The organism is Paraniabella aurantiaca, from assembly GCF_050309965.1.
In the GTDB taxonomy this organism is placed as follows: Bacteria; Bacteroidota; Bacteroidia; order Chitinophagales; family Chitinophagaceae; genus Niabella.
In genome coordinates, this window is record NZ_JBLOSY010000002.1 from 1,998,410 (window position 1) to 2,017,183 (window position 18,774).

General features: G+C 39.9%; 18 protein-coding genes. 6 read left to right on the forward strand and 12 right to left on the reverse strand.

Annotated elements, in window-relative coordinates:
* The first annotated feature begins 114 nt into the window (after nucleotides 1-114).
* From ACLOAU_RS22575 to ACLOAU_RS22590, 4 genes are all read left to right on the forward strand, one after another.
* Nucleotides 115-1,269 carry a 1-deoxy-D-xylulose-5-phosphate reductoisomerase gene (locus tag ACLOAU_RS22575; RefSeq protein WP_427864172.1) on the forward strand — a complete coding sequence of 385 codons (1,155 nt, stop codon included), beginning with the start codon at nucleotides 115-117 and terminating at the stop codon, nucleotides 1,267-1,269.
* Between the two features lie 100 nt (nucleotides 1,270-1,369).
* The gene (locus ACLOAU_RS22580) at nucleotides 1,370-2,191 is read left to right on the forward strand and encodes an alpha/beta hydrolase (protein WP_427864173.1); all 822 of its coding nucleotides are present in this window, start codon (nucleotides 1,370-1,372) and stop codon (nucleotides 2,189-2,191) included.
* Nucleotides 2,192-2,354: 163 nt separating this feature from the next.
* Nucleotides 2,355-3,152, forward strand: a complete 798-nt coding sequence (mazG, locus tag ACLOAU_RS22585) for a nucleoside triphosphate pyrophosphohydrolase (RefSeq protein ID WP_427864174.1) — start codon at nucleotides 2,355-2,357, stop codon at nucleotides 3,150-3,152.
* Nucleotides 3,145-6,900, forward strand: a complete 3,756-nt coding sequence (locus tag ACLOAU_RS22590) for an ATP-binding protein (RefSeq protein ID WP_427864175.1) — start codon at nucleotides 3,145-3,147, stop codon at nucleotides 6,898-6,900. The genes mazG and ACLOAU_RS22590 overlap by 8 nt, the downstream gene beginning before the upstream one ends.
* 64 nt (nucleotides 6,901-6,964) lie before the next feature.
* Here ACLOAU_RS22590 and ACLOAU_RS22595 read toward each other — a convergent pair whose 3' ends face one another.
* The 11 genes from ACLOAU_RS22595 to ACLOAU_RS22645 all read right to left on the reverse strand — a co-directional run bounded on the left by ACLOAU_RS22595 (nucleotide 6,965) and on the right by ACLOAU_RS22645 (nucleotide 15,943).
* Nucleotides 6,965-7,183 (reverse strand): hypothetical protein, encoded by a 219-nt coding sequence (locus ACLOAU_RS22595; protein ID WP_427864176.1) that lies wholly within the window; start codon nucleotides 7,181-7,183, stop codon nucleotides 6,965-6,967.
* A 137-nt stretch (nucleotides 7,184-7,320) separates the two neighbouring features.
* Nucleotides 7,321-7,788 (reverse strand): Rrf2 family transcriptional regulator, encoded by a 468-nt coding sequence (locus tag ACLOAU_RS22600; protein ID WP_427864177.1) that lies wholly within the window; start codon nucleotides 7,786-7,788, stop codon nucleotides 7,321-7,323.
* Between the two features lie 9 nt (nucleotides 7,789-7,797).
* Complete coding sequence (locus ACLOAU_RS22605; RefSeq protein ID WP_427864178.1) at nucleotides 7,798-8,109, reverse strand: iron-sulfur cluster assembly protein; 312 nt, start codon at nucleotides 8,107-8,109, stop codon at nucleotides 7,798-7,800.
* A gap of 37 nt (nucleotides 8,110-8,146) precedes the next feature.
* On the reverse strand, nucleotides 8,147-8,581 hold the full coding sequence (locus ACLOAU_RS22610) for a SufE family protein (protein WP_427864179.1): 435 nt from the start codon (nucleotides 8,579-8,581) through the stop codon (nucleotides 8,147-8,149).
* A gap of 14 nt (nucleotides 8,582-8,595) precedes the next feature.
* The gene (locus ACLOAU_RS22615; protein ID WP_427864180.1) at nucleotides 8,596-9,144 is read right to left on the reverse strand and encodes a hypothetical protein; all 549 of its coding nucleotides are present in this window, start codon (nucleotides 9,142-9,144) and stop codon (nucleotides 8,596-8,598) included.
* A gap of 1 nt (nucleotide 9,145) precedes the next feature.
* A complete protein-coding gene (locus ACLOAU_RS22620) occupies nucleotides 9,146-10,393 on the reverse strand; it encodes a SufS family cysteine desulfurase (protein WP_427864181.1) in 1,248 nt (415 codons plus the stop codon).
* A gap of 80 nt (nucleotides 10,394-10,473) precedes the next feature.
* Complete coding sequence (sufD, locus tag ACLOAU_RS22625; protein ID WP_427864182.1) at nucleotides 10,474-11,778, reverse strand: Fe-S cluster assembly protein SufD; 1,305 nt, start codon at nucleotides 11,776-11,778, stop codon at nucleotides 10,474-10,476.
* Between the two features lie 108 nt (nucleotides 11,779-11,886).
* Nucleotides 11,887-12,636: a Fe-S cluster assembly ATPase SufC gene (gene sufC, locus ACLOAU_RS22630; protein ID WP_427864183.1), complete on the reverse strand. Its 750-nt coding sequence runs from the start codon at nucleotides 12,634-12,636 to the stop codon at nucleotides 11,887-11,889.
* Between the two features lie 28 nt (nucleotides 12,637-12,664).
* Nucleotides 12,665-13,078: a four helix bundle protein gene (locus ACLOAU_RS22635; protein ID WP_427864184.1), complete on the reverse strand. Its 414-nt coding sequence runs from the start codon at nucleotides 13,076-13,078 to the stop codon at nucleotides 12,665-12,667.
* 138 nt (nucleotides 13,079-13,216) lie between these two features.
* Nucleotides 13,217-14,701 carry a Fe-S cluster assembly protein SufB gene (gene sufB, locus ACLOAU_RS22640; RefSeq protein ID WP_427864185.1) on the reverse strand — a complete coding sequence of 495 codons (1,485 nt, stop codon included), beginning with the start codon at nucleotides 14,699-14,701 and terminating at the stop codon, nucleotides 13,217-13,219.
* A gap of 603 nt (nucleotides 14,702-15,304) precedes the next feature.
* Nucleotides 15,305-15,943, reverse strand: coding sequence for an SGNH/GDSL hydrolase family protein (locus ACLOAU_RS22645; RefSeq protein ID WP_427864186.1), 639 nt, complete (start codon nucleotides 15,941-15,943; stop codon nucleotides 15,305-15,307).
* 147 nt (nucleotides 15,944-16,090) lie between these two features.
* Between ACLOAU_RS22645 and ACLOAU_RS22650 the strand changes: the two genes are divergently transcribed.
* Both ACLOAU_RS22650 and ACLOAU_RS22655 read left to right on the forward strand, forming a co-directional pair.
* On the forward strand, nucleotides 16,091-16,408 hold the full coding sequence (locus ACLOAU_RS22650; protein ID WP_427864187.1) for a ferritin family protein: 318 nt from the start codon (nucleotides 16,091-16,093) through the stop codon (nucleotides 16,406-16,408).
* 105 nt (nucleotides 16,409-16,513) lie between these two features.
* The gene (locus ACLOAU_RS22655) at nucleotides 16,514-18,298 is read left to right on the forward strand and encodes a C25 family cysteine peptidase (protein WP_427864188.1); all 1,785 of its coding nucleotides are present in this window, start codon (nucleotides 16,514-16,516) and stop codon (nucleotides 18,296-18,298) included.
* A gap of 54 nt (nucleotides 18,299-18,352) precedes the next feature.
* Here the strand turns inward: ACLOAU_RS22655 and ACLOAU_RS22660 are convergent, their stop codons facing one another.
* Nucleotides 18,353-18,769 carry a DUF6157 family protein gene (locus ACLOAU_RS22660; protein WP_427864189.1) on the reverse strand — a complete coding sequence of 139 codons (417 nt, stop codon included), beginning with the start codon at nucleotides 18,767-18,769 and terminating at the stop codon, nucleotides 18,353-18,355.
* Between the last annotated feature and the right edge of the window lie 5 nt (nucleotides 18,770-18,774).

An 18,774-nucleotide genomic window follows, 5' to 3' on the forward strand; every position in this document is an offset into this window, starting at 1 on the left:
CAGTTTTTATTAGGTATGTTGAAAAGCAAAGAGCAATTTTGTGTTGCTTTTTGCAGCCTTTACAGGCGTCAACTACAATTGTAATAAATATCATCTCAATCACGCAGGAAGTTTATGATAAAACGAATAGGAATTTTTGGTTCAACCGGCTCTATCGGCAAGCAGGCGCTGGAGGTTATTAAACATAACCCCGACAAGTTCTCCGTGGAGATTCTTACCGCTAATAGCAATTATGAAGAATTGATTGAGCAGGCAATTGTACATGATCCTAATATTGTGGTGATTGGAGACGATACTTATTATGAAAAAGTAAAACAAGCTTTGTCGGCAACTGATGTAAAAGTGTTTGCCGGCGAAAAAGCGCTTGAAGAAGTAGCTGCAATGGATTGTTATGATATGATGCTGGCCGCCATAGTGGGTTTTGCAGGTTTAAAGCCAACATTAAAAGCTATTCAAAGTAAAAAAGCTATAGCGCTGGCTAATAAGGAGACACTGGTTGTAGCGGGTGATATTGTAATGGATATGGCGGTACAAAATCAGGTGCCGATCATCCCGGTAGACTCTGAGCATTCGGCTATTTTTCAATGCCTGGTAGGAGAAACCCGTAATAAAATTGATAAGATTTATCTTACCGCTTCGGGGGGACCTTTCCTGGGCAGGAAGACTAATTTTTTGGTGAATGTAAAAAGAGAACATGCTTTGCAGCATCCCAATTGGCAAATGGGTGCTAAAATATCTGTAGATTCTGCTACTTTGATGAATAAGGGCCTGGAGATGATCGAGGCCAAATGGCTTTTTAATTTACAGCCAGACCAGATAGAAGTATTGGTACACCCTCAAAGTGCCATACATAGTATGGTACAGTTTGAAGACGGTAGCCTGAAAGCCCAGCTGGGAGTAGCCGATATGCGCCTGCCGATACAATATGCGCTGGCTTTCCCGCATCGCATACCTAATGAATACCCGAGGTTTAGTTTCAGGAAGTTCAATACTTTTACTTTTGAAGAACCGGATCTTCGAACATTCAGAAACCTGGCCTTATCTATTGAAGCTCTTGAGAAAGGAGGGAATTTACCCTGCGTTATGAATGCAGCTAACGAAATAGCAGTGTATGCTTTCCTTAAAAATAAGATCGGCTTTTTAGAAATGACCGATATTATTGAAGCTGTGATGGCTAAAGTTCCGTTCATAGAAAAACCTTCGCTGGATGACTATTTGAACAGCGACGCAGAGGCCAGAACCCTGGCTGCCGATATCATGAGTCTTTAATAATTCAGAAAAGATAAAGATTGTTTAATGTAAGCTGTATCAATAAGATGCGCTTTCGTTTTGAACGTAATACCCTAAATTCGTGTTCAAACTTCTATCAATGATGAACTACAAATTAGGTACCTGGTTGTTAGCTCTTACCCTCATCTCTAATATAGTATCTGCATCTAAGGTTGACACGGTTGTGACCCGTAGCACTGCGATGAAGAAGGATATTAAAGCGGTGGTTATTACTCCCGACAATTATGACAAGTCTAAGCAGTACCCTGTTGTATATCTTTTGCATGGTTATAGTGGCAGCTACGCCAACTGGCCAAAGGCAACTGCAGTATCAGCGTCGGCCGACCAATATAACCAGATCGTAGTGTGTGCAGACGGAGGTTTTGGCAGCTGGTACTGGGATAGTCCCGTAGACCCCTTGTTTAAATATGAAACTTATGTTTCGAAAGAATTGGTGGCCTGGGTAGATGCTAATTACTCAACTATTAAAAGTGCCACTGGAAGGGCTATTGCCGGTTTGAGTATGGGAGGTCATGGCGCTTTATATCTTGCTATTAAACATCCCGATGTTTTTGGTGCAACCGGCAGTATGAGCGGTGGTGTAGATATAAGACCTTTTCCTAATAACTGGGATATGTCTAAACGATTGGGTAAATACGCGGAAGCAGCAGATCTCTGGGAGAAAAATACTGTTATTAATATGCTGCATTTAATAGAACCTAAAACTTTAAGCATTATTATAGACTGTGGTACTGAAGATTTTTTTTACGAGGTCAACCAGGAATTGCACAGGCAGCTCTCATACCGCAATATACCACACGATTATATAACCCGTCCCGGAGGTCATACATGGCCCTATTGGGAAAATGCAGTGAAGTACCAGCTGCTTTTCTTTCATACCTTCTTCTCAAAGAAGAATTGATTCGAATACTTTATTGATTTTGAATCTTTTGATTTACTGCGAATTTCAATTTCAGCACAATATTTGTTATAGTGAAGTTGATGGTACCCAAAATGTTTCAAACAGCAGTTGCTTATGAAACCTTAGATATCAATTTTTACTTTTTATAAAATTCATAATTATAATGATTCAAAATACATTTGAACGATTGGTAACTATTATGGAAACCCTTCGTGAAAAGTGTCCCTGGGATAGAAAACAAACCATTCAGTCGCTGAGGCAAATGACATTAGAGGAAACATACGAACTGACTGATGCTATCCTTGATGAAGACTGGTTGAATATAAAAGAGGAGTTGGGAGATCTGTTGCTACACATAGTATTTTACTCAAAAATCGCGGCAGAACAACAGCAATTTACTATTGATGAGGTGATCAGCGGAATAAGTGAAAAACTCATTAAAAGACACCCGCATATTTATCCACCGGAAGAAAAGACTGAGGGATTATTAGAGGTAAAAAGCGAAGAAGATGTAAAGCGGAATTGGGAACGTATTAAATTGAAAGAAGGAAAAACTTCTGTCTTAAGTGGGGTTCCTGTTTCTTTACCCAGTATTACCAAAGCCATGCGATTGCAGGAAAAAGCGAAGCAGGTAGGATTTGAATGGGAGAAGAAAGAAGATGTATGGGAAAAAGTAGAAGAGGAAATGGAGGAGTTACAATCTGCGGTAAGCCAGGAGGAGTCCCAGTTGCGACAACAGGAGGAATTGGGTGATCTGCTTTTTTCGATTATTAACTATGCCCGGTTTTTAAATATTGACGCAGACGCAGCCCTGGAGCGCACGAATAAAAAATTTCAAAGCCGGTTTACTCAAATGGAAGCAATTGCAGCCGGTAGGGGGCAAAGCCTCAACAATATGACATTAGAGGAAATGGATGCTATGTGGAACAGCGTAAAAAGCGCAAAACAGGAGAATGAATAAGGTCTATCAAAATAAAAACTTTTGGAGCTACCTGATACTGATAGTTTCCTTGGTTTTATTTGCAGGCACTTTTGTTTTTAAGACTCCCTCGCTTAATGAAACGTCTTTAGAGTATAAAGAAAGAGAACTTCAAAGAGGTATTCATCAACAGGAAGAGGATGCAGCTACGGTAGTGAGGGATACTGCTCTTATACGCAGGTTAAGTGAAGACAGAGAAACGCAGACCGATGTAGACCTGCTATATAATAAACCTTACGGCCTTTACATTTATAAGGGAGCCCAGAGTAATGAGCCCTATCTTCATTTCTGGAATACAGCTACTATTATAATACCTGACAGTATTTTACATAAGGTCGCAGATGAAAAGCTGCAAAAGCTGGCTAATGGCTATTACCTGATAAAAAAGTTTACAGCAGCCAATATAAAAGACGTAACTGTTTATTCCGCCATCCTTGTTCAGTCTACCTATTATTTGAATTCGACCGATTATGCAAAGGAAACTTTTCCATTAAGCCCGGGTCTTACATCGATAGCGGGCGTTAGCGAAACGCCTACTCCCCATGCTATAAAATCCTTGTCAGGCAAAACTTCTGTCTACCTGAATAAGAAGCCTGCAGCTACGTCCAGTCCGGATGGTCCTTTGCTGGTTATCATAAGATTAGTGAGCCTCTTTTTCGCTTTTCTGGCGCTTTACTTCCTGCTATTTAAAAATGTAGTGAGACAACATAAGTTTGCTGATATACCGTTGTTTCTTTTCTGTTTGCTGCTTTTCCGGCTGTCATTATATATATGTCGCAACCTATTCAAATTAGATAGCCTCGATCTTTTTGGTCAGCAGCTATACAATGCCAATATGATATTACCCAGTTTGGGAGATTTATTGCTTAACAGCGCGCTTTTTTGCTGGTTTGGTATTTTTATCTGGAACAGGATCAAGCCGGATGGTACAATATCGCCTGGAGAAAGCAGGGGAGTGCATCGTATTCAATGGTTGCAGGGAGTTGTTTATATTGTTTTGTTACTCTTGCTCACATTTGTTGTCGTAAACGTTATCAGGAGTATAATATCCAACTCAAAAGTTTCTTTTGACGTTACCAACTTCTTTGGGTTATCTGTTTATACTGCAATCGGGTTTATCATTCTGGCTTTTCTTTCATTCGGTTTTCATTATTTTTCCCGCATACTATTTCATTATCTGTTTCCGGCATTTAGAAGTCGGGTGTATCTTATATATCTTCTTATTGCGGTAGGCGGACTCTCTTATATCGCTGTTGTTGCTTCCAATTCCGGCTCACTGTACCTGCTTTGTTTACTCTGGTTATTGATATATACTTTCCTGTTTAACAATGAGCGATCTCTAAACAAACTAATTCGTTTTAATATTTCGGGAACCATAGTCTGGATATTTATCTTTTCTGTAAGTATATCTTTTTTGATGTTATCAGAAATTGATAATGCCGAACTGAAACAACGCCGGGTTTATATTGAAAAGCTAAATGTAAAGAGCGATTCGGCTACAGAACGACTGATCGTAATGGCGAATATTTACCTGGACAATGATTTTTTTAAAGAGAACTATAACAGGTTTTATGATGAGCGGCAAAATGAATATTTAAGGGATAGCATCCTCTCCAACAACTATTCAAGGTATATAAGGGATTATACCCCCAGTTTTTACCTTTTTGATAGTTTAAACAGACCCATGTTTAATACGGGGAATCTTTCTTATGAATCACTTCAAAATATAATTCAGAGGCAGTCTAACGCAACCAGCTCTCCCGATCTTTATATTTATGAGCCGTCCTATGAAAAGTTTGCCTATATAACGCAAAGGCGTATTACTAACGATGAGGGAGGTTTGATAGGAACGGTCTGGATCATATCCAAGCCTAACAAATATTCTCCCGACAACATTCGGCCTGAGCTCTTCAGGCAGTCAAGAGATTCGTCTTTCTTCAATTCGCCGGTATATAATTATGCGGTGTATTCTAAAAACTTATTAGTTACTTCATCCAAGAAGTATCCTTTTACGTCTACATTGGTTACATCACAAATTCCGAAATCAACTTTCGAATTAAGGGAAAACAATGGTTACAGTGAATTATGGTATCGTGCGGGTTATGATAAAATCATTGTAATGACACGCAAAAACGAGCGTGTCCTGGAAACTATCACGCTTTTTTCCTATATCTTTTGTGCCTTTCTCTTCCTGGTAGCTTTGATACAGCTCGTATCCAATTTGCTCAATTTTGCTTTAAATAAGGGGCGGTTGAAAAAGCAGTTACGATTTTCTACCAGCATTCGCGGGCAAATACATAATACCTTTATATTGATAACGCTTTTGTCGTTTCTGGTGATTGGTATAGCTACCATCTCGTTTTTCACCAAGCGCTTTGACGATTCTAACTCGGAACACCTGGGCAGAACAATGAGCATTATGCTGAATGAAATGCAGTCGCATACCGAAATTGGATCACTGGTATATGAACAGGCAGACTCTTTAAATTCTCAAAGGCTGGAAGAGATCATGAAGCGGGTTGCTGACATACATGGGGTAGATGTGAATCTTTATAATTTCAGAGGAAACTTATTAGCTACCAGTCATCCTGATCTATATGATAATGGCGTGTTGAGTTCAAAGATAGACCCGCGTGCCTTTTACTATTTGCAAAAGCTTCGTCATATTGAACATACGCAAAAAGAGAAAATACTGGATCGCAAGTATACCAATATGTATGCTCCTTTAAGAAATAAAGACGGGTCTTTCTATGCTTATCTCAGCATACCCTACTTCATTTCTGAGCAGGTACTGAATGAAGAAATATCCAGGTTTTTAATCACATTGATCAATTTGAACGCATTCATCTTTTTGATTACCGGACTGGTAGCCTTACTTATTACTAACCGCATTACGCACTCTTTTGCGCTTATAAAAGATAAGCTGATGCAGGTAAACCTGTCCAAGCACAATGAAATGATCATTTGGGAAAAGAATGACGAAATAGGCAGCCTGGTGACAGAATATAATAAAATGGTGACCAAGCTACAGGTAAGTGCTGATGCTTTGGCAAAATCGGAGCGGCAGGAGGCCTGGCGGGAAATGGCACGGCAGGTAGCGCACGAGATAAAAAATCCCCTTACTCCAATGAAGCTAAGTTTGCAATACCTGCAGAGGGCCATCGATAATGATAGCCCTAATGTGCAGCAGCTGACTTTTAACGTATCTAAAACCCTGGTAGAACAAATTGACCACTTGTCGAAGATCGCAGCAGACTTTTCTCAATTTGCAAATATCAACCAGGTTAAAACCGAGATATTTGATCTGCACGAGGTAATACAGCCATTAATTGTTATTTACAGTAAGAATCCTGAGGTAGACCTGCTTTGGCAACCGCTTTCACAGCCTATTAATGTGTTTGCTGATAAAACGCATATGAACCGTGTATTTACCAACCTTTTTGGAAATGCTATTGAAGCTGCCCGCGAAGATGTGATCTGCAAAATGACGGTCAAGGAAAGGGTAGAAGGAAACAAGGTATATGTAAGCGTAAGTGATAATGGTGTGGGCATAAAGGAAGAAATGCTTGACAAGATTTTTACGCCCAATTTTACTACTAAAACCTCCGGTACCGGCCTTGGTCTTGCTATGTGTAAAACCATTGTAGAGCAGGCGGGTGGCGAAATTACCTTTGAAACAGATACTAACAAGGGTACTACCTTTCATATCGAACTTCCCCTGGTAGATTAGTCGCACAAAAAAGCCGGTTGAAAAATCAACCGGCCTCTTTATAGTTAAATGGTAATTGCTTCAATTAGTGAGCAGCTTTAACTGAATCAACAGTAGCAGCAGCAGCTGAATCTACAGTAGCAGCAGCTGAATCGATAGTAGCTTTAGCTGAATCAGCGATAGCTTCAACCTGAGTGTTTAAAGAATCTGCAGTAGCTTCTGCTGCTTCTTCAGTTTTAGTTTCAGCACTGTTACAAGCTGCGAAAGATACAGCGATCAAAGCAATTGCGAATAATTTTTTCATGATTGTCTTTTTTGTTGTTAAAATTATAATTTGAATATTAATACCCAAAAGACAAAGAGGTAACCCAAAAAATAATAAGTTTTTAAAATTTTTTTTAACTGAAAATCAATTTATTGAATATGTAAATAAAAAATATGCTACCTTTTTTCTAAAAATTCAGGACTTAATGCATCAAAAATGGTTCTGGAGGCATCATTTTCACTTACAAGATCGAGCAAAGTGATGCGTTCCAGTAAATTATTTACAGTCATTTGTATCATTTGCCACAGAGAACGGGATGAGCAGTCTACCGAACTGGTACAAAAACGCATTACGGCTCCATTCTCATCTGTGAATTCTTTATCAAGCGGGGTGCCCAGAGCTTCCAAAACCTGCTTAATTACTATTTCACCGGCAGGTTTAGCTAAAACATATCCTCCCTTATTACCTGGTGTGCTGCGTATAAGGTTAGACATGCGAAGTAGCCTTGTTAATTTTGCAATATAATGTTGGCTCAACTGTTCGGTTTCACTTAGTTGAGGAATGCTCATGCCGTCACGATCTTTGCAAGACCCTATGCGGATTAAGATCCTTAAGCCATATTCTTCCTGTGCAGTAATTTTCATATAGAGTATTTACATAAAACCAAGTTCTAATTGTGCCACTTCGCTCATCATTGATTTGTTCCATGGTGGATCCCAGGTTACGGTAACCAATACATCGCTAACTCCCTCAACTGCCCTTACTTTTTCATCTACTTCTAACGGAAGTGATTGAGCTGCCGGACATCCAGGTGCTGTCAGTGTCATCAAAACAAAAACATTTCCCCCCTTATTTACTTCTACTTTGTAAATAAGCCCCAGTTCGAAAATATTCACCGGCAACTCGGGATCGAAAATGGTTTTTATAACCTCGATGACTTTTTCTTTTATTTCTTCTTCGTTCATTTGTCAAAGTTTAATGTTAAGAGTAACGAGTTCAATATTAAGCATCAAACTTTAAACTCTTAAACGCCAGCGCATAATTTTTCATTTGCCTTACCATGGCCAAAAGTCCATTAGAACGGGTTTGCGCCAGATGACTGGTCATGCCAATTTTATTAATAAAGTCCATGTTGGCATTTAAGATCTCATCAGGTGTATGTCCGCTTAATACGCGAATTAACATACTGATCAGTCCTTTAACAATAACAGCATCGCTTTCGGCGCGGAAATGAACTTTGCCTTCCCTGTAGTGGGCTACCAACCATACAGTAGATTGACAGCCTTTTACCTTGTTTTCATCTTTTTTATGTTCATCCGGCAATGGAGCCAGTTTCTTGCCTAAATCGATAATGTATTCATACTTGTCGTCCCAACTGTCAAACAGCGAGAACTCGTCTATTATTTCAGCTTCTGTTTGTTCTATCGTATTTGCCATTTTTCTTTTATGAATTAGTCGTTCCATGTTGAAGCACGCGGGCTCCATTTATTAGCCATTTCGTAACCCGCATTTAGTGAAAGATTATTTCTTTTTCGATCAACGGTGTAATAAATATTTAAAATTACCCAGCTTTTTACCTCCCTGCCACTAAATCCTCCTGGTATCCATGAGCAGGCCGACTCTTTAATTGCCTGAATCAACTGATCTTTAAACTGGCTATTTTTTGCATCTCCGCAGGCTACACTACTCATCCGTAGTGAGTCTGGCTTTAAAACAAATTTTACCTGTACCGTATCTGTAAATAACTTATCAGAAACGCTTGAAAGCAACATAGAAGAACTTAAACGTTCGGTTAAGTAGCTTTCAAATCCACCCCTTCCCTTGTACTTGGGAGTAATTTCTGTTTTCGTAAAGACATCTGATGTATCCAATCTATCATCGTAACATTTAAAAGAGCGTACAGCCTTTTCACTTTTTCTAATGTTATTACTGGGCTGACTCAATAACTGTGTAGACGTATAAACAGCAATCACAAATAGTATGGCGAATTGAAATTTCACCTTATCTTAAAATCTTTACTGCTTTAATTAATCCTTCCGCCAGTTTATCTACTTCTTCAATAGTGTTATACAAAGCAAACGAGGCCCTGATTGTACCTGGCACACAGAACCGGTTCATTAAAGGTTCTGCACAATGATGTCCTGTTCTGACTGCGATCCCTTTATTATCTAATAATATACCTACATCCTGAGGATGCACACCGCTGATAACAAAAGAGAGTACACTTACTTTATGATCGTTATCACCGATAATCTGAAGGCCATCAATGGTTCTCAGTCTTTCGGTGGCATGGTTCAATAACAAGTCTTCGTGCCTCCGGATATTGTCTTTACCAACTCTATTAATATAATCTATTGCCGGTTTTAACGCGATGGCATCGGCGATATTGGGAGTGCCTGCTTCAAACTTGTAAGGCAACTCGTTGTAGGTGGTTTTTTCGAAAGTTACTTCTTTGATCATTTCACCGCCACCTGCAAAAACAGGCATGGCATTCAGGATGTCTTTTTTGCCATATAAGATGCCCATACCTGTAGGACCCAGTAATTTGTGCGAGGAAAATACAAAGAAATCACAATCAAGATCCTGCACATCAATGTCGAGGTGCAGGGCGCTTTGAGCTCCGTCTATTAAAACCACTGCGCCTCTATCATGCGCCAATTGAATGATTTCTTTAATGGGGTTTACTGTTCCCATTGCGTTTGACACGTGGTTAACTGCAACCAGTTTAGTGCGATCATTTAATAAAGCAATGTATTCATCCATTAGTAGTTCACCGTTGTCGTTAACGGGAATTACTTTCAATTTTGCTTCGTTCTGCTCACATATAATCTGCCAGGGAACAATATTGGAATGGTGCTCCATTCCGGATATGATGACTTCATCTCCCTTTTCCAGATTTTGTCTGGCCCAGGTGTAAGCCACCAGGTTGATGCCTTCGGTGGTGCCCCGCGTATAGATGATCTCTTCCCGCGATGCGGAATTAATAAAATCTTTAACCGCATCTCTTGTTGCTTCAAAATCGGCGGTAGCTTCTTCCGCTAAAGAATGAATGCCCCTGTGCACATTGGCATTATTAAAGCTATAATAATGTACCAGTGCATCAATAACCGATTGCGGTTTTTGAGAGGTAGCTGCATTGTCGAAGTACACCAAAGGGTGGCCTTTTACTTCCCGGTTAAGAATGGGGAAGTCTTTCCGGATAGCTGCTACATCAAAAGTATGTATTGCATTTATAGTCGCTGTTTCCATAATGACCCGGTTTCAATGTCATTAAAACAACTTCAAGAAATATTTTTGATTTCCCGGCTCGGCTTAATGACAATTTAAATTTATAAATCCAGTTTCTTTACTACTAATTCTTCTACGAATGCTCTCACATTTTCGTGCCTGATCTTTTCCAACACATCCAATGCAAAACCATGAAGCAGGAGAGCGGTAGCCGTTTTTTCTTCAATACCACGTGAACGCATATAGAAAAGCGCATCTTCATCCAGGCTTCCAACTGTACAGCCATGCGAACATTTTACATCATCAGCAAAAATCTCCAGCTGAGGCTTCGTGTTAACGCTGGCATTGTCGGATAATAGTATATTACGATTGCTTTGGTAAGCATTGGTTTTCTGAGCAATCTGGCGCACAAATATCTTACCATTAAATACACCGGTTGAGTTGCCATTCAATACGCCTTTGTACAATTCGTTGCTCAGGCAATGGGGCTGGCGATTATCTACCACTGTGTGGTTGTCGATATGTGTTTGCTGGTCTCCCAGGTATAATCCAAACATGTTTGCCTCACAATGTTCGGCAGACATAACCATGTTCAGGTTATTACGAATCAACCCTCCATTTAAAGAAACGGTAACTACATTGGCTACACTTTTACCTACCTGGTGTACATGTGTAGTACTTACCACTTTTGAGTTAGGCTCGTCATTCTGTATCTTATAAAGGTCCAGGATAGCGTCTTTTTCTACTACCAGTTCAATAACCTGGTTAGTAAAGCTTTCATCAGCACCAATCGTAACAAATGTTTCTACCATTTGCACTTGCGCATTTTCAGCAACATGCACCAGGCTTCTCGGTTGAGCAAAAATATTACCGCTGCGGGCATCTGTGATATTATAGAAGTAAATAGGATGGCTGGCTGCCTTACTTTTAAAAACGTGTACAAATACACCTTCCTGTATAAAAGCGGTATTCAAAGCATTGATGCCGTCTTTATGATAAGAGGCACTATGTCCCAAATGTTCTTTTACAATAGCACTATATTGTGCATGCGTGGTTGCTGCCTGCAGCGAAGTGATTTCCAGCTCCCCGGATCTTGTATGAGATAGTTCCGGATGAAAATGGCCGTTGATAAATACGATCAGGTTGGCTTCTTCATGACCGGGCAACTGCAATTTTTCCAGGTCCGCTGCTGTAAAAGATTGTTCTTTAAGATCGGTAGTAAAATGATAATCTTTACCAAAGAAGTCGTTGATACGGGTATATTTCCATTCCTCGTGTTTTACTGTAGGAATGCCTGTTTGTTCAAATTCAGAGAACGCCTCGTCTCTCATGGCTTTAATATAGGTATCCACCGGATTTGCCTGAAGCTGTTCAAAACGTCCTTTAAAGTAAGTAATTGTGTCCATTAATATTGTAATGTGATGATGTGATAATTTGCTGATGTGCTAATGGATTGTCATCTCTTAAATTTGCATTGAGCGATTGGCTAAATGGCACATTAGCTAATTGGCTTATTATACCAAAGCGCTCTTGATAAAATCGTATCCTTTTTCTTCCAGCTCGTAAGCCAGTTCTTTGGTGCCCGATTTTACAATCTGGCCATTATATAAGACGTGAACAAAATCTGGAACGATATAATCTAATAAACGCTGGTAGTGGGTAATTACCAGGATGCCGTTTTCAGGCGTGCGCAGTTTGTTTACACCATTTGCAACAATCCGGATCGCATCAATATCCAGACCTGAATCTGTTTCATCCAGTATGGCTAATTTGGGTTCGAGCATTGCCATCTGGAATATCTCGTTACGTTTTTTCTCACCACCTGAGAAACCTTCATTTAAAGAGCGGCTCAACATTACCTGGTCTATTTCTACCAAAGCCATTTTCTCTTTCATTTTTTTCAAGAAAGAAACAGCATCCAACTCTTCTTCACCGCGATATTTACGTACTTCGTTTACGGCTGTTTTCATAAAATTGGTAGTACTCAAACCTGGAATTTCAACCGGATACTGAAAGCTTAAGAATACTCCCTCGCCGGCACGCTCTTCAGGGGCCAGTTCTAAAAGGTCTTTGCCCATGAACTCAACTGATCCATCTAGCACTTCATAATCCGACTTGCCGGCTAATACAGAAGCCAGGGTACTTTTACCCGAACCGTTGGGGCCCATGATCGCATGTACTTCACCTGGATTTATTTGTAAATTGATTCCTTTTAATATCTCTCTATCTTCAATACCTGCTCTCAGGTTGTTTATTTTCAACATATTTTATTCAAAGTTTAATGTTTGGAGTTTAAAGTTTACTATCGTTATCCGATCTTCTGAACTTAACTCCTTTGTAGTTATTGTTATTAAGATAATTTATAAAACCGTTTATTTTTCCACTTAAAAGTTCCATCGATGTTTTAAGAGTTCCAAATGCTTCCTGGTCTACATATCCAAAATCAAAAATTCTGTATAATTGAGACCGGGCTTCACCTGCAGAACCTTTTGCAATTGATAAAAATTGCCTGAATTCAACATTTCCGTTTCTCTCAAATCCTTCTGCAATATTATCCATAATTGATCCGGACGATCCGCTTATCTGGTCCTTAAGCCTGTAGTCATTCTTTAAGTCAGAATTTAAAATAATTTTGCGGACCTCATTGCATATTATTCTTGCGTCTTTCCAAATGTCAAGGTCCTCAAAGCGTTTGATTGTTGCCATAGGTTTAAATTTTAAAGTATTCAGAAATTTGTTAATAATTTAATTGATATATAATGTCTATTTAAATAACAATGATTAGTAACAGCAATTCTTCAATCTTCAACTTTAAACCTTGAATCTTCAACTTTAAATTAAAGTTTACCCTACACTTCCCTCCAGACTGATTGCCAGTAACTTTTGCGCTTCAACTGCAAATTCCATGGGTAATTGATTCATTACTTCCTTAGCAAAGCCATTGATGATTAAGGCAACCGCAGTTTCAGTATCAATGCCACGCTGGTTACAATAAAATATCTGGTCTTCTCCAATTTTGGAGGTAGTGGCTTCATGCTCAACCATACCTGTGCTATTTTTCACCTCTATATAAGGGAAGGTATGAGCGCCACACTTATCGCCTAATAGTAAAGAATCACATTGAGAAAAGTTACGTGCGTTTGCTGCATTCTTACCCACTCTCACTAAACCGCGATAACTGTTGTTGCTGTAACCTGCTGATATTCCTTTGCTTACAATACGACTTCTCGTATTTTTACCGATGTGTAGCATCTTGGTTCCGGTATCCGCCTGTTGGCGATTATTGGTAACTGCTACAGAATAGAATTCACCGATAGAGTTATCACCCTGGAGAATTACACTGGGATACTTCCAGGTAATGGAAGATCCTGTTTCCACCTGCGTCCAGCTTATTTTAGAGTTAACACCCTTACAAATACCTCGCTTAGTAACAAAATTATAAATACCACCTTTACCATCTTTATCCCCGGGATACCAGTTTTGTACCGTAGAATATTTAACTTCAGCATTATCTAAAGCAACTATTTCGACAACCGCTGCATGTAGTTGATTTTCATCTCTCATAGGAGCGGTACATCCTTCCAGGTAACTAACATAAGCCCCGTCCTCGGCCACAATCAAAGTACGTTCAAACTGCCCCGTATTTTCCGCATTGATCCGGAAATAAGTGGAGAGCTCCATTGGGCTGCGAACACCTTTTGGAATAAAACAGAATGACCCATCGCTAAATACTGCCGAATTTAAAGCTGAAAAATAGTTATCAGTAACCGGTACTACACTACCTAAATATTGGCGAACTAACTCAGGATGCTCCTGGATAGCTTCGCTCATAGAGCAGAAAATGATACCCAGTTCAGCCAGCTGCTCTTTAAAAGAAGTGCCAATGGATACGCTATCAATAACGGCATCTACGGCTACCCCTGTTAGGCGTTTTTGTTCTTCCAAAGAAATACCCAGCTTTTCAAACGTTTTGATCAATTCAGGATCTACCTCGTTCAGGCTGTTGGGCTTTATTTTTTGTTTAGGAGCAGAATAATAAATAACGTCCTGGTAGTTAATAGGTGGAAAAGTAACATTAGCCCAGTGTGGCTCTTTCATTTTGAGCCACTGCGCATACGCTTTTAACCTCCATTCCAGCATCCACTCTGGTTCATTTTTCTTTGCTGAAATAAAACGTACTATATCTTCACTTAACCCTTTTGGTGCCGACTCTGATTCAATTTCTGTTACAAAACCATATTTATATTCGCTGTTGACATGGCTTTCGATCGGATCAAACTCAACCTCTGTGGTTTCGGGCTTAATTAATTGGTCTGTGTCTGTGTTCATTTTGCAAAGGTAGGCTATTTGTACTAAAAAGTATAAATGCAAGGGGTGTCAATAGTATAAATTTTGTGAATAAAGCTATTGATAAAAGTGATAGCACATGTAGGGCTTTGAAAGTTGAACATTGTTTATTAACCGGTAATCAGTTCGAAAATCGATTAAGGAATCACGCTGAATGGATCTGGCTGTATAAAGGCATCTTTTTGCAGCATCGTGGTTATTGAAAAGAAAAGCCTGCCGTATGCCGGGTGGTATCTGTCAATAACCTATTTTTATGCCATGTTTGAGTTTATTATTATAGTTTTGGTGATAGTGGCCATGGCTGGTTTTTCGATGAATAAGAAGAAATAATTTTAGGATACATAATGGTCTCGCTACTCCTGCCGAATCTGCTCATCACTATTTTTAGTTAGTTACGTCTTAATGTTTAAACCCAATTCTATCCTGGGGTTTAGATGTACTCTCTCTTCAATCCATTCCTTTAGCATTGCGAAAATGTTTCTATGTATCACTTGTATTATTAGATAGATCGGCTACTTGTAAGACAGTAGTAAGATGGTCATTAGAAACCCTTAACGATGATGAGTTGCGTATAATTTCTTATATCTACCGACCTGCATTTTTCATTTGCTTCGTAATAAGTTCAACCCATTCTGTATACATTTTACCAGATGGGTGTAAACCATCAGCCGCGATCAGGGATCTGTTCGAGGCAGCTTTTCTAGATGCCGTTGTGATATCTACATAGCTCACACCAAGTGCCACAGTTTCTTCCTTATTGACGGCGTTAAAAGCATCTATTTCCTCTGAAATGGCAGTGACAGACCGATCGCTGTTTTTCGCAAAAGGTGTTACACTCCAGTCGGGTATAGAAAGTACTATTACTTTAGTCCTGTTACCTCCGGCAAAAATAATAGCCTGCTGCAATATTTTTCTGAATTCGAAACGGTATTGATCTACAGAGGCATTCCTGTATTGATCATTAACACCGATGAGCAAAGTAACTAGGTTGAAGTTTTTTGACAGATTTTCTTTATTGACCGCTGCCTGTAACTCGGAAGTAGTCCAGCCGGTACGGGCAATAATTTGTGGTGTTACCATCGATATGCTGTCGGTTTGCAGTTTAGCAGCAAGCTGGTAGGGAAAGGATTCATTTGCAGTAACACCTTCGCCAATTGTATAGGAGTCTCCCAGGGCCAGATACCTGAGCGCTACTTTATCATATTGTGTATTTGCAGGCTGCATTTTAGAGCAACTTAATAGTGACAAAATATGGAGTAGTATAAGGCCTTTCATATCTATAGATACGAGAGCCGATACGGATTGGATTGCAGATTGCTATTGGCTTAATAATTGCCTTAGAACAATTTTTAATCATTAAAATCGAAAACTATGGGATTTGACCAGTATCACGAACCACCAGAGGAATTATCACAGCCGGTGAGAACATTCGCAAGGATGATCCAGTCGTTAATAGAAGAAGCCGAAGCTATTGACTGGTACGAACAACGGATTCATGTAGAGAAAGACAGGGAAGCAAAAAAGATCATGAAGCAGGCACAGAAAGAAGAATTTATACATTTCGCCATGGACCTGGAGTTTCTGCTGCGTAAAAAAGAAGACTGGCGAATTGTTATGAAAAACGTGTTATTTAAGCCAGGTGATATTGTAGAGAATGGAGAGAGAGCAGAAGATAAATTAGAAGAATAACCACTTTTACAGGGTTGAGGTTGGCTCACTAAAACAGGTGACCGGGAATTTCCCCGTGCTTTCAGATGGTATTTTTGGTTTTTAATAATCCCAAAAAATACCGATATGGCCACCAGGAAAAATGCTCCCAAGAAAGCCGCAGCGCCCAAAAAATCAAAAGCGCCCGCAAAGAAAACATCAGGACAAACGAAAGCAGCAAGAGCTGCAAAAAAGCTACCGGAACTGGTAGCGGGTGATGCGTTGTCTGCAGTAAAAAATGGTGTTATCACCAGTAATAAGTTTACGGCAGCTACTGTATTAAAAGATAATACGCTCATTAATATGCAGGCCATCGGCCGGCAGTATAAGCTGAATAATGCTTATAAAAATGTGCGTAACCTGAAGTTGAATGACCCGTTATATAAGAGGTATGATTCCTATGCAGAACATCGTTTAAAGTTTAAAGATTACTACCAGTTTTTGCCGTTGATTGAGGAGATGCCCCGTCCTTCGTTTAATTCCAACGAGGCTTATCTCAATTCTTATAGCTTGCTTCGATTTTTGAAAGGGCGTGTATTAATATTGGTTCATAAAGATGTTTACACGGCTACCCGAACTAATGTAGAACGTTTTGTCCTCGATCTGGCCAGAGACGGTTACTGGGCCACCGTTCATGTAGTAAGGGGAGGAGGACCCTCTTATATCAAAAACTATATCAAAGGCAAAAGCAGGGTAGGTGTTATCATGGTAGGCGCTGTTGCTCCCGCCTGGTTTGAAATGACCGATGACTTTGATGGCGCCGATACCGAATTTCCCTGTGATTTATATTACACTACACTCAATGGTAACTGGGCAGATGCCGATAATGATGGAAAATTTAATGCCATATCCGGCGATATGACTCCGGAAATATGGCTAGGCCGTATATGGACACCAACACAAAATGGTAATGATGCTGCGCTGATTAATGATTATTTTGAAAGGAATCATCGCTTCAGAACCGGTCAGCTGGGACATTCCCGTTCAGCGCTTGCTTATGTTGAAGACGATTGGGTGGATTTTGATGATTGTGAGATGGACCAGATGGTACCGGCTTCTTTTATTACCAAGTTCACTAATCCTGATACAACGGATGCTGATCTGTATAAAACAGAAGTAAACAAGTTGCGTTCTTTTGTACAGTTATGCTCTCACTCATCACCTCATGTACACTCATTCAGAATACCTTCAACCAATTCCAAGGAATGGATTTATAATAGTTACTTTAGGGATGAACGAGCGCCTAATGCACATTTTTACAACCTGTTCTGCTGCAGCAGCGCCAGGTTTACCGAGAGCGAGTATATCGGAGGCTGGTACATCTTTGATAAAGCAGGAGGAGAAATATCCAATGGTCTAACGGCCATAGGAAGTACTAAAACCGGTTCTATGTTATTTTTTGCAGACTTTTATAAACCACTCGGGGATGGCAAATGTATTGGCGATGCCATGGTAAGCTGGTGGCAGGCCCGGGGTAATGTGCATGAATTATGGCAACGGCAATGGTTTTATGGAATGAGCATATTGGGCGATCCTACACTTACCTGGTCAAAAGGCGCTGTACCTGTACTCAATGCACCTGCGGAGGGTAAAGTTTTTAGTAACTATCCCCGTAAAACAGATTTTAGCTGGAACGCTGTTGGTATACCCGGCGCCACTTACAGTATAGAGATAGATGCTTTCGGTGCCATAAAAGCAGGGGAGTGGGCGGCCCAATCTTTCAAGACTTTTGCAGTTTACCATGATATTCATGGTACCAGTTTCACGCATAATTTTGTGGGCGCACAGCCGGGCAGATGGCGGGTAAGGGCTAAGATCGGCGATCGCTACTGTTCGTGGAGTCCCTGGAGATACTTCCGGTACACCATTTAAACAAAGGGACTGTTTTACAATAGAGTGCTTTAATTGGATGAGGTAAAGGCTGGTTTACTTTTTAGAAGTACGCATGGCCTTTACCTTTTTTATGCCTTCATCTTTTAATAGCCTGTCATAATCAGCCGTCTCTACACCGTAAAGGGCAATCTTACCATTTTGATCGGCATGTACACCAAAACCATATCTTTTAGTAAGCGGCGAAGCTCTCATGCAAGGTTGCCCTTTTGAAAAAAATAATTCCCTGGCAGCTTTGTATTCTGCTTTAGTAATATCGTTACGCTGTGCATATATCTTGAAAAGCACATCATCCGAACTGTATTTATACGGATGTTTAGCCAAAAGTTCATATTGAAGCCGTGCTATTGTTTTAGAATCATTCTTTGAAGTGGGTATTTCTGCTGTCTCTACCGGACAGTCCTCCGCTATTTCTATCAGCGTGTTGAAATAATTAGTAGTATGTTGTTTCATATAAG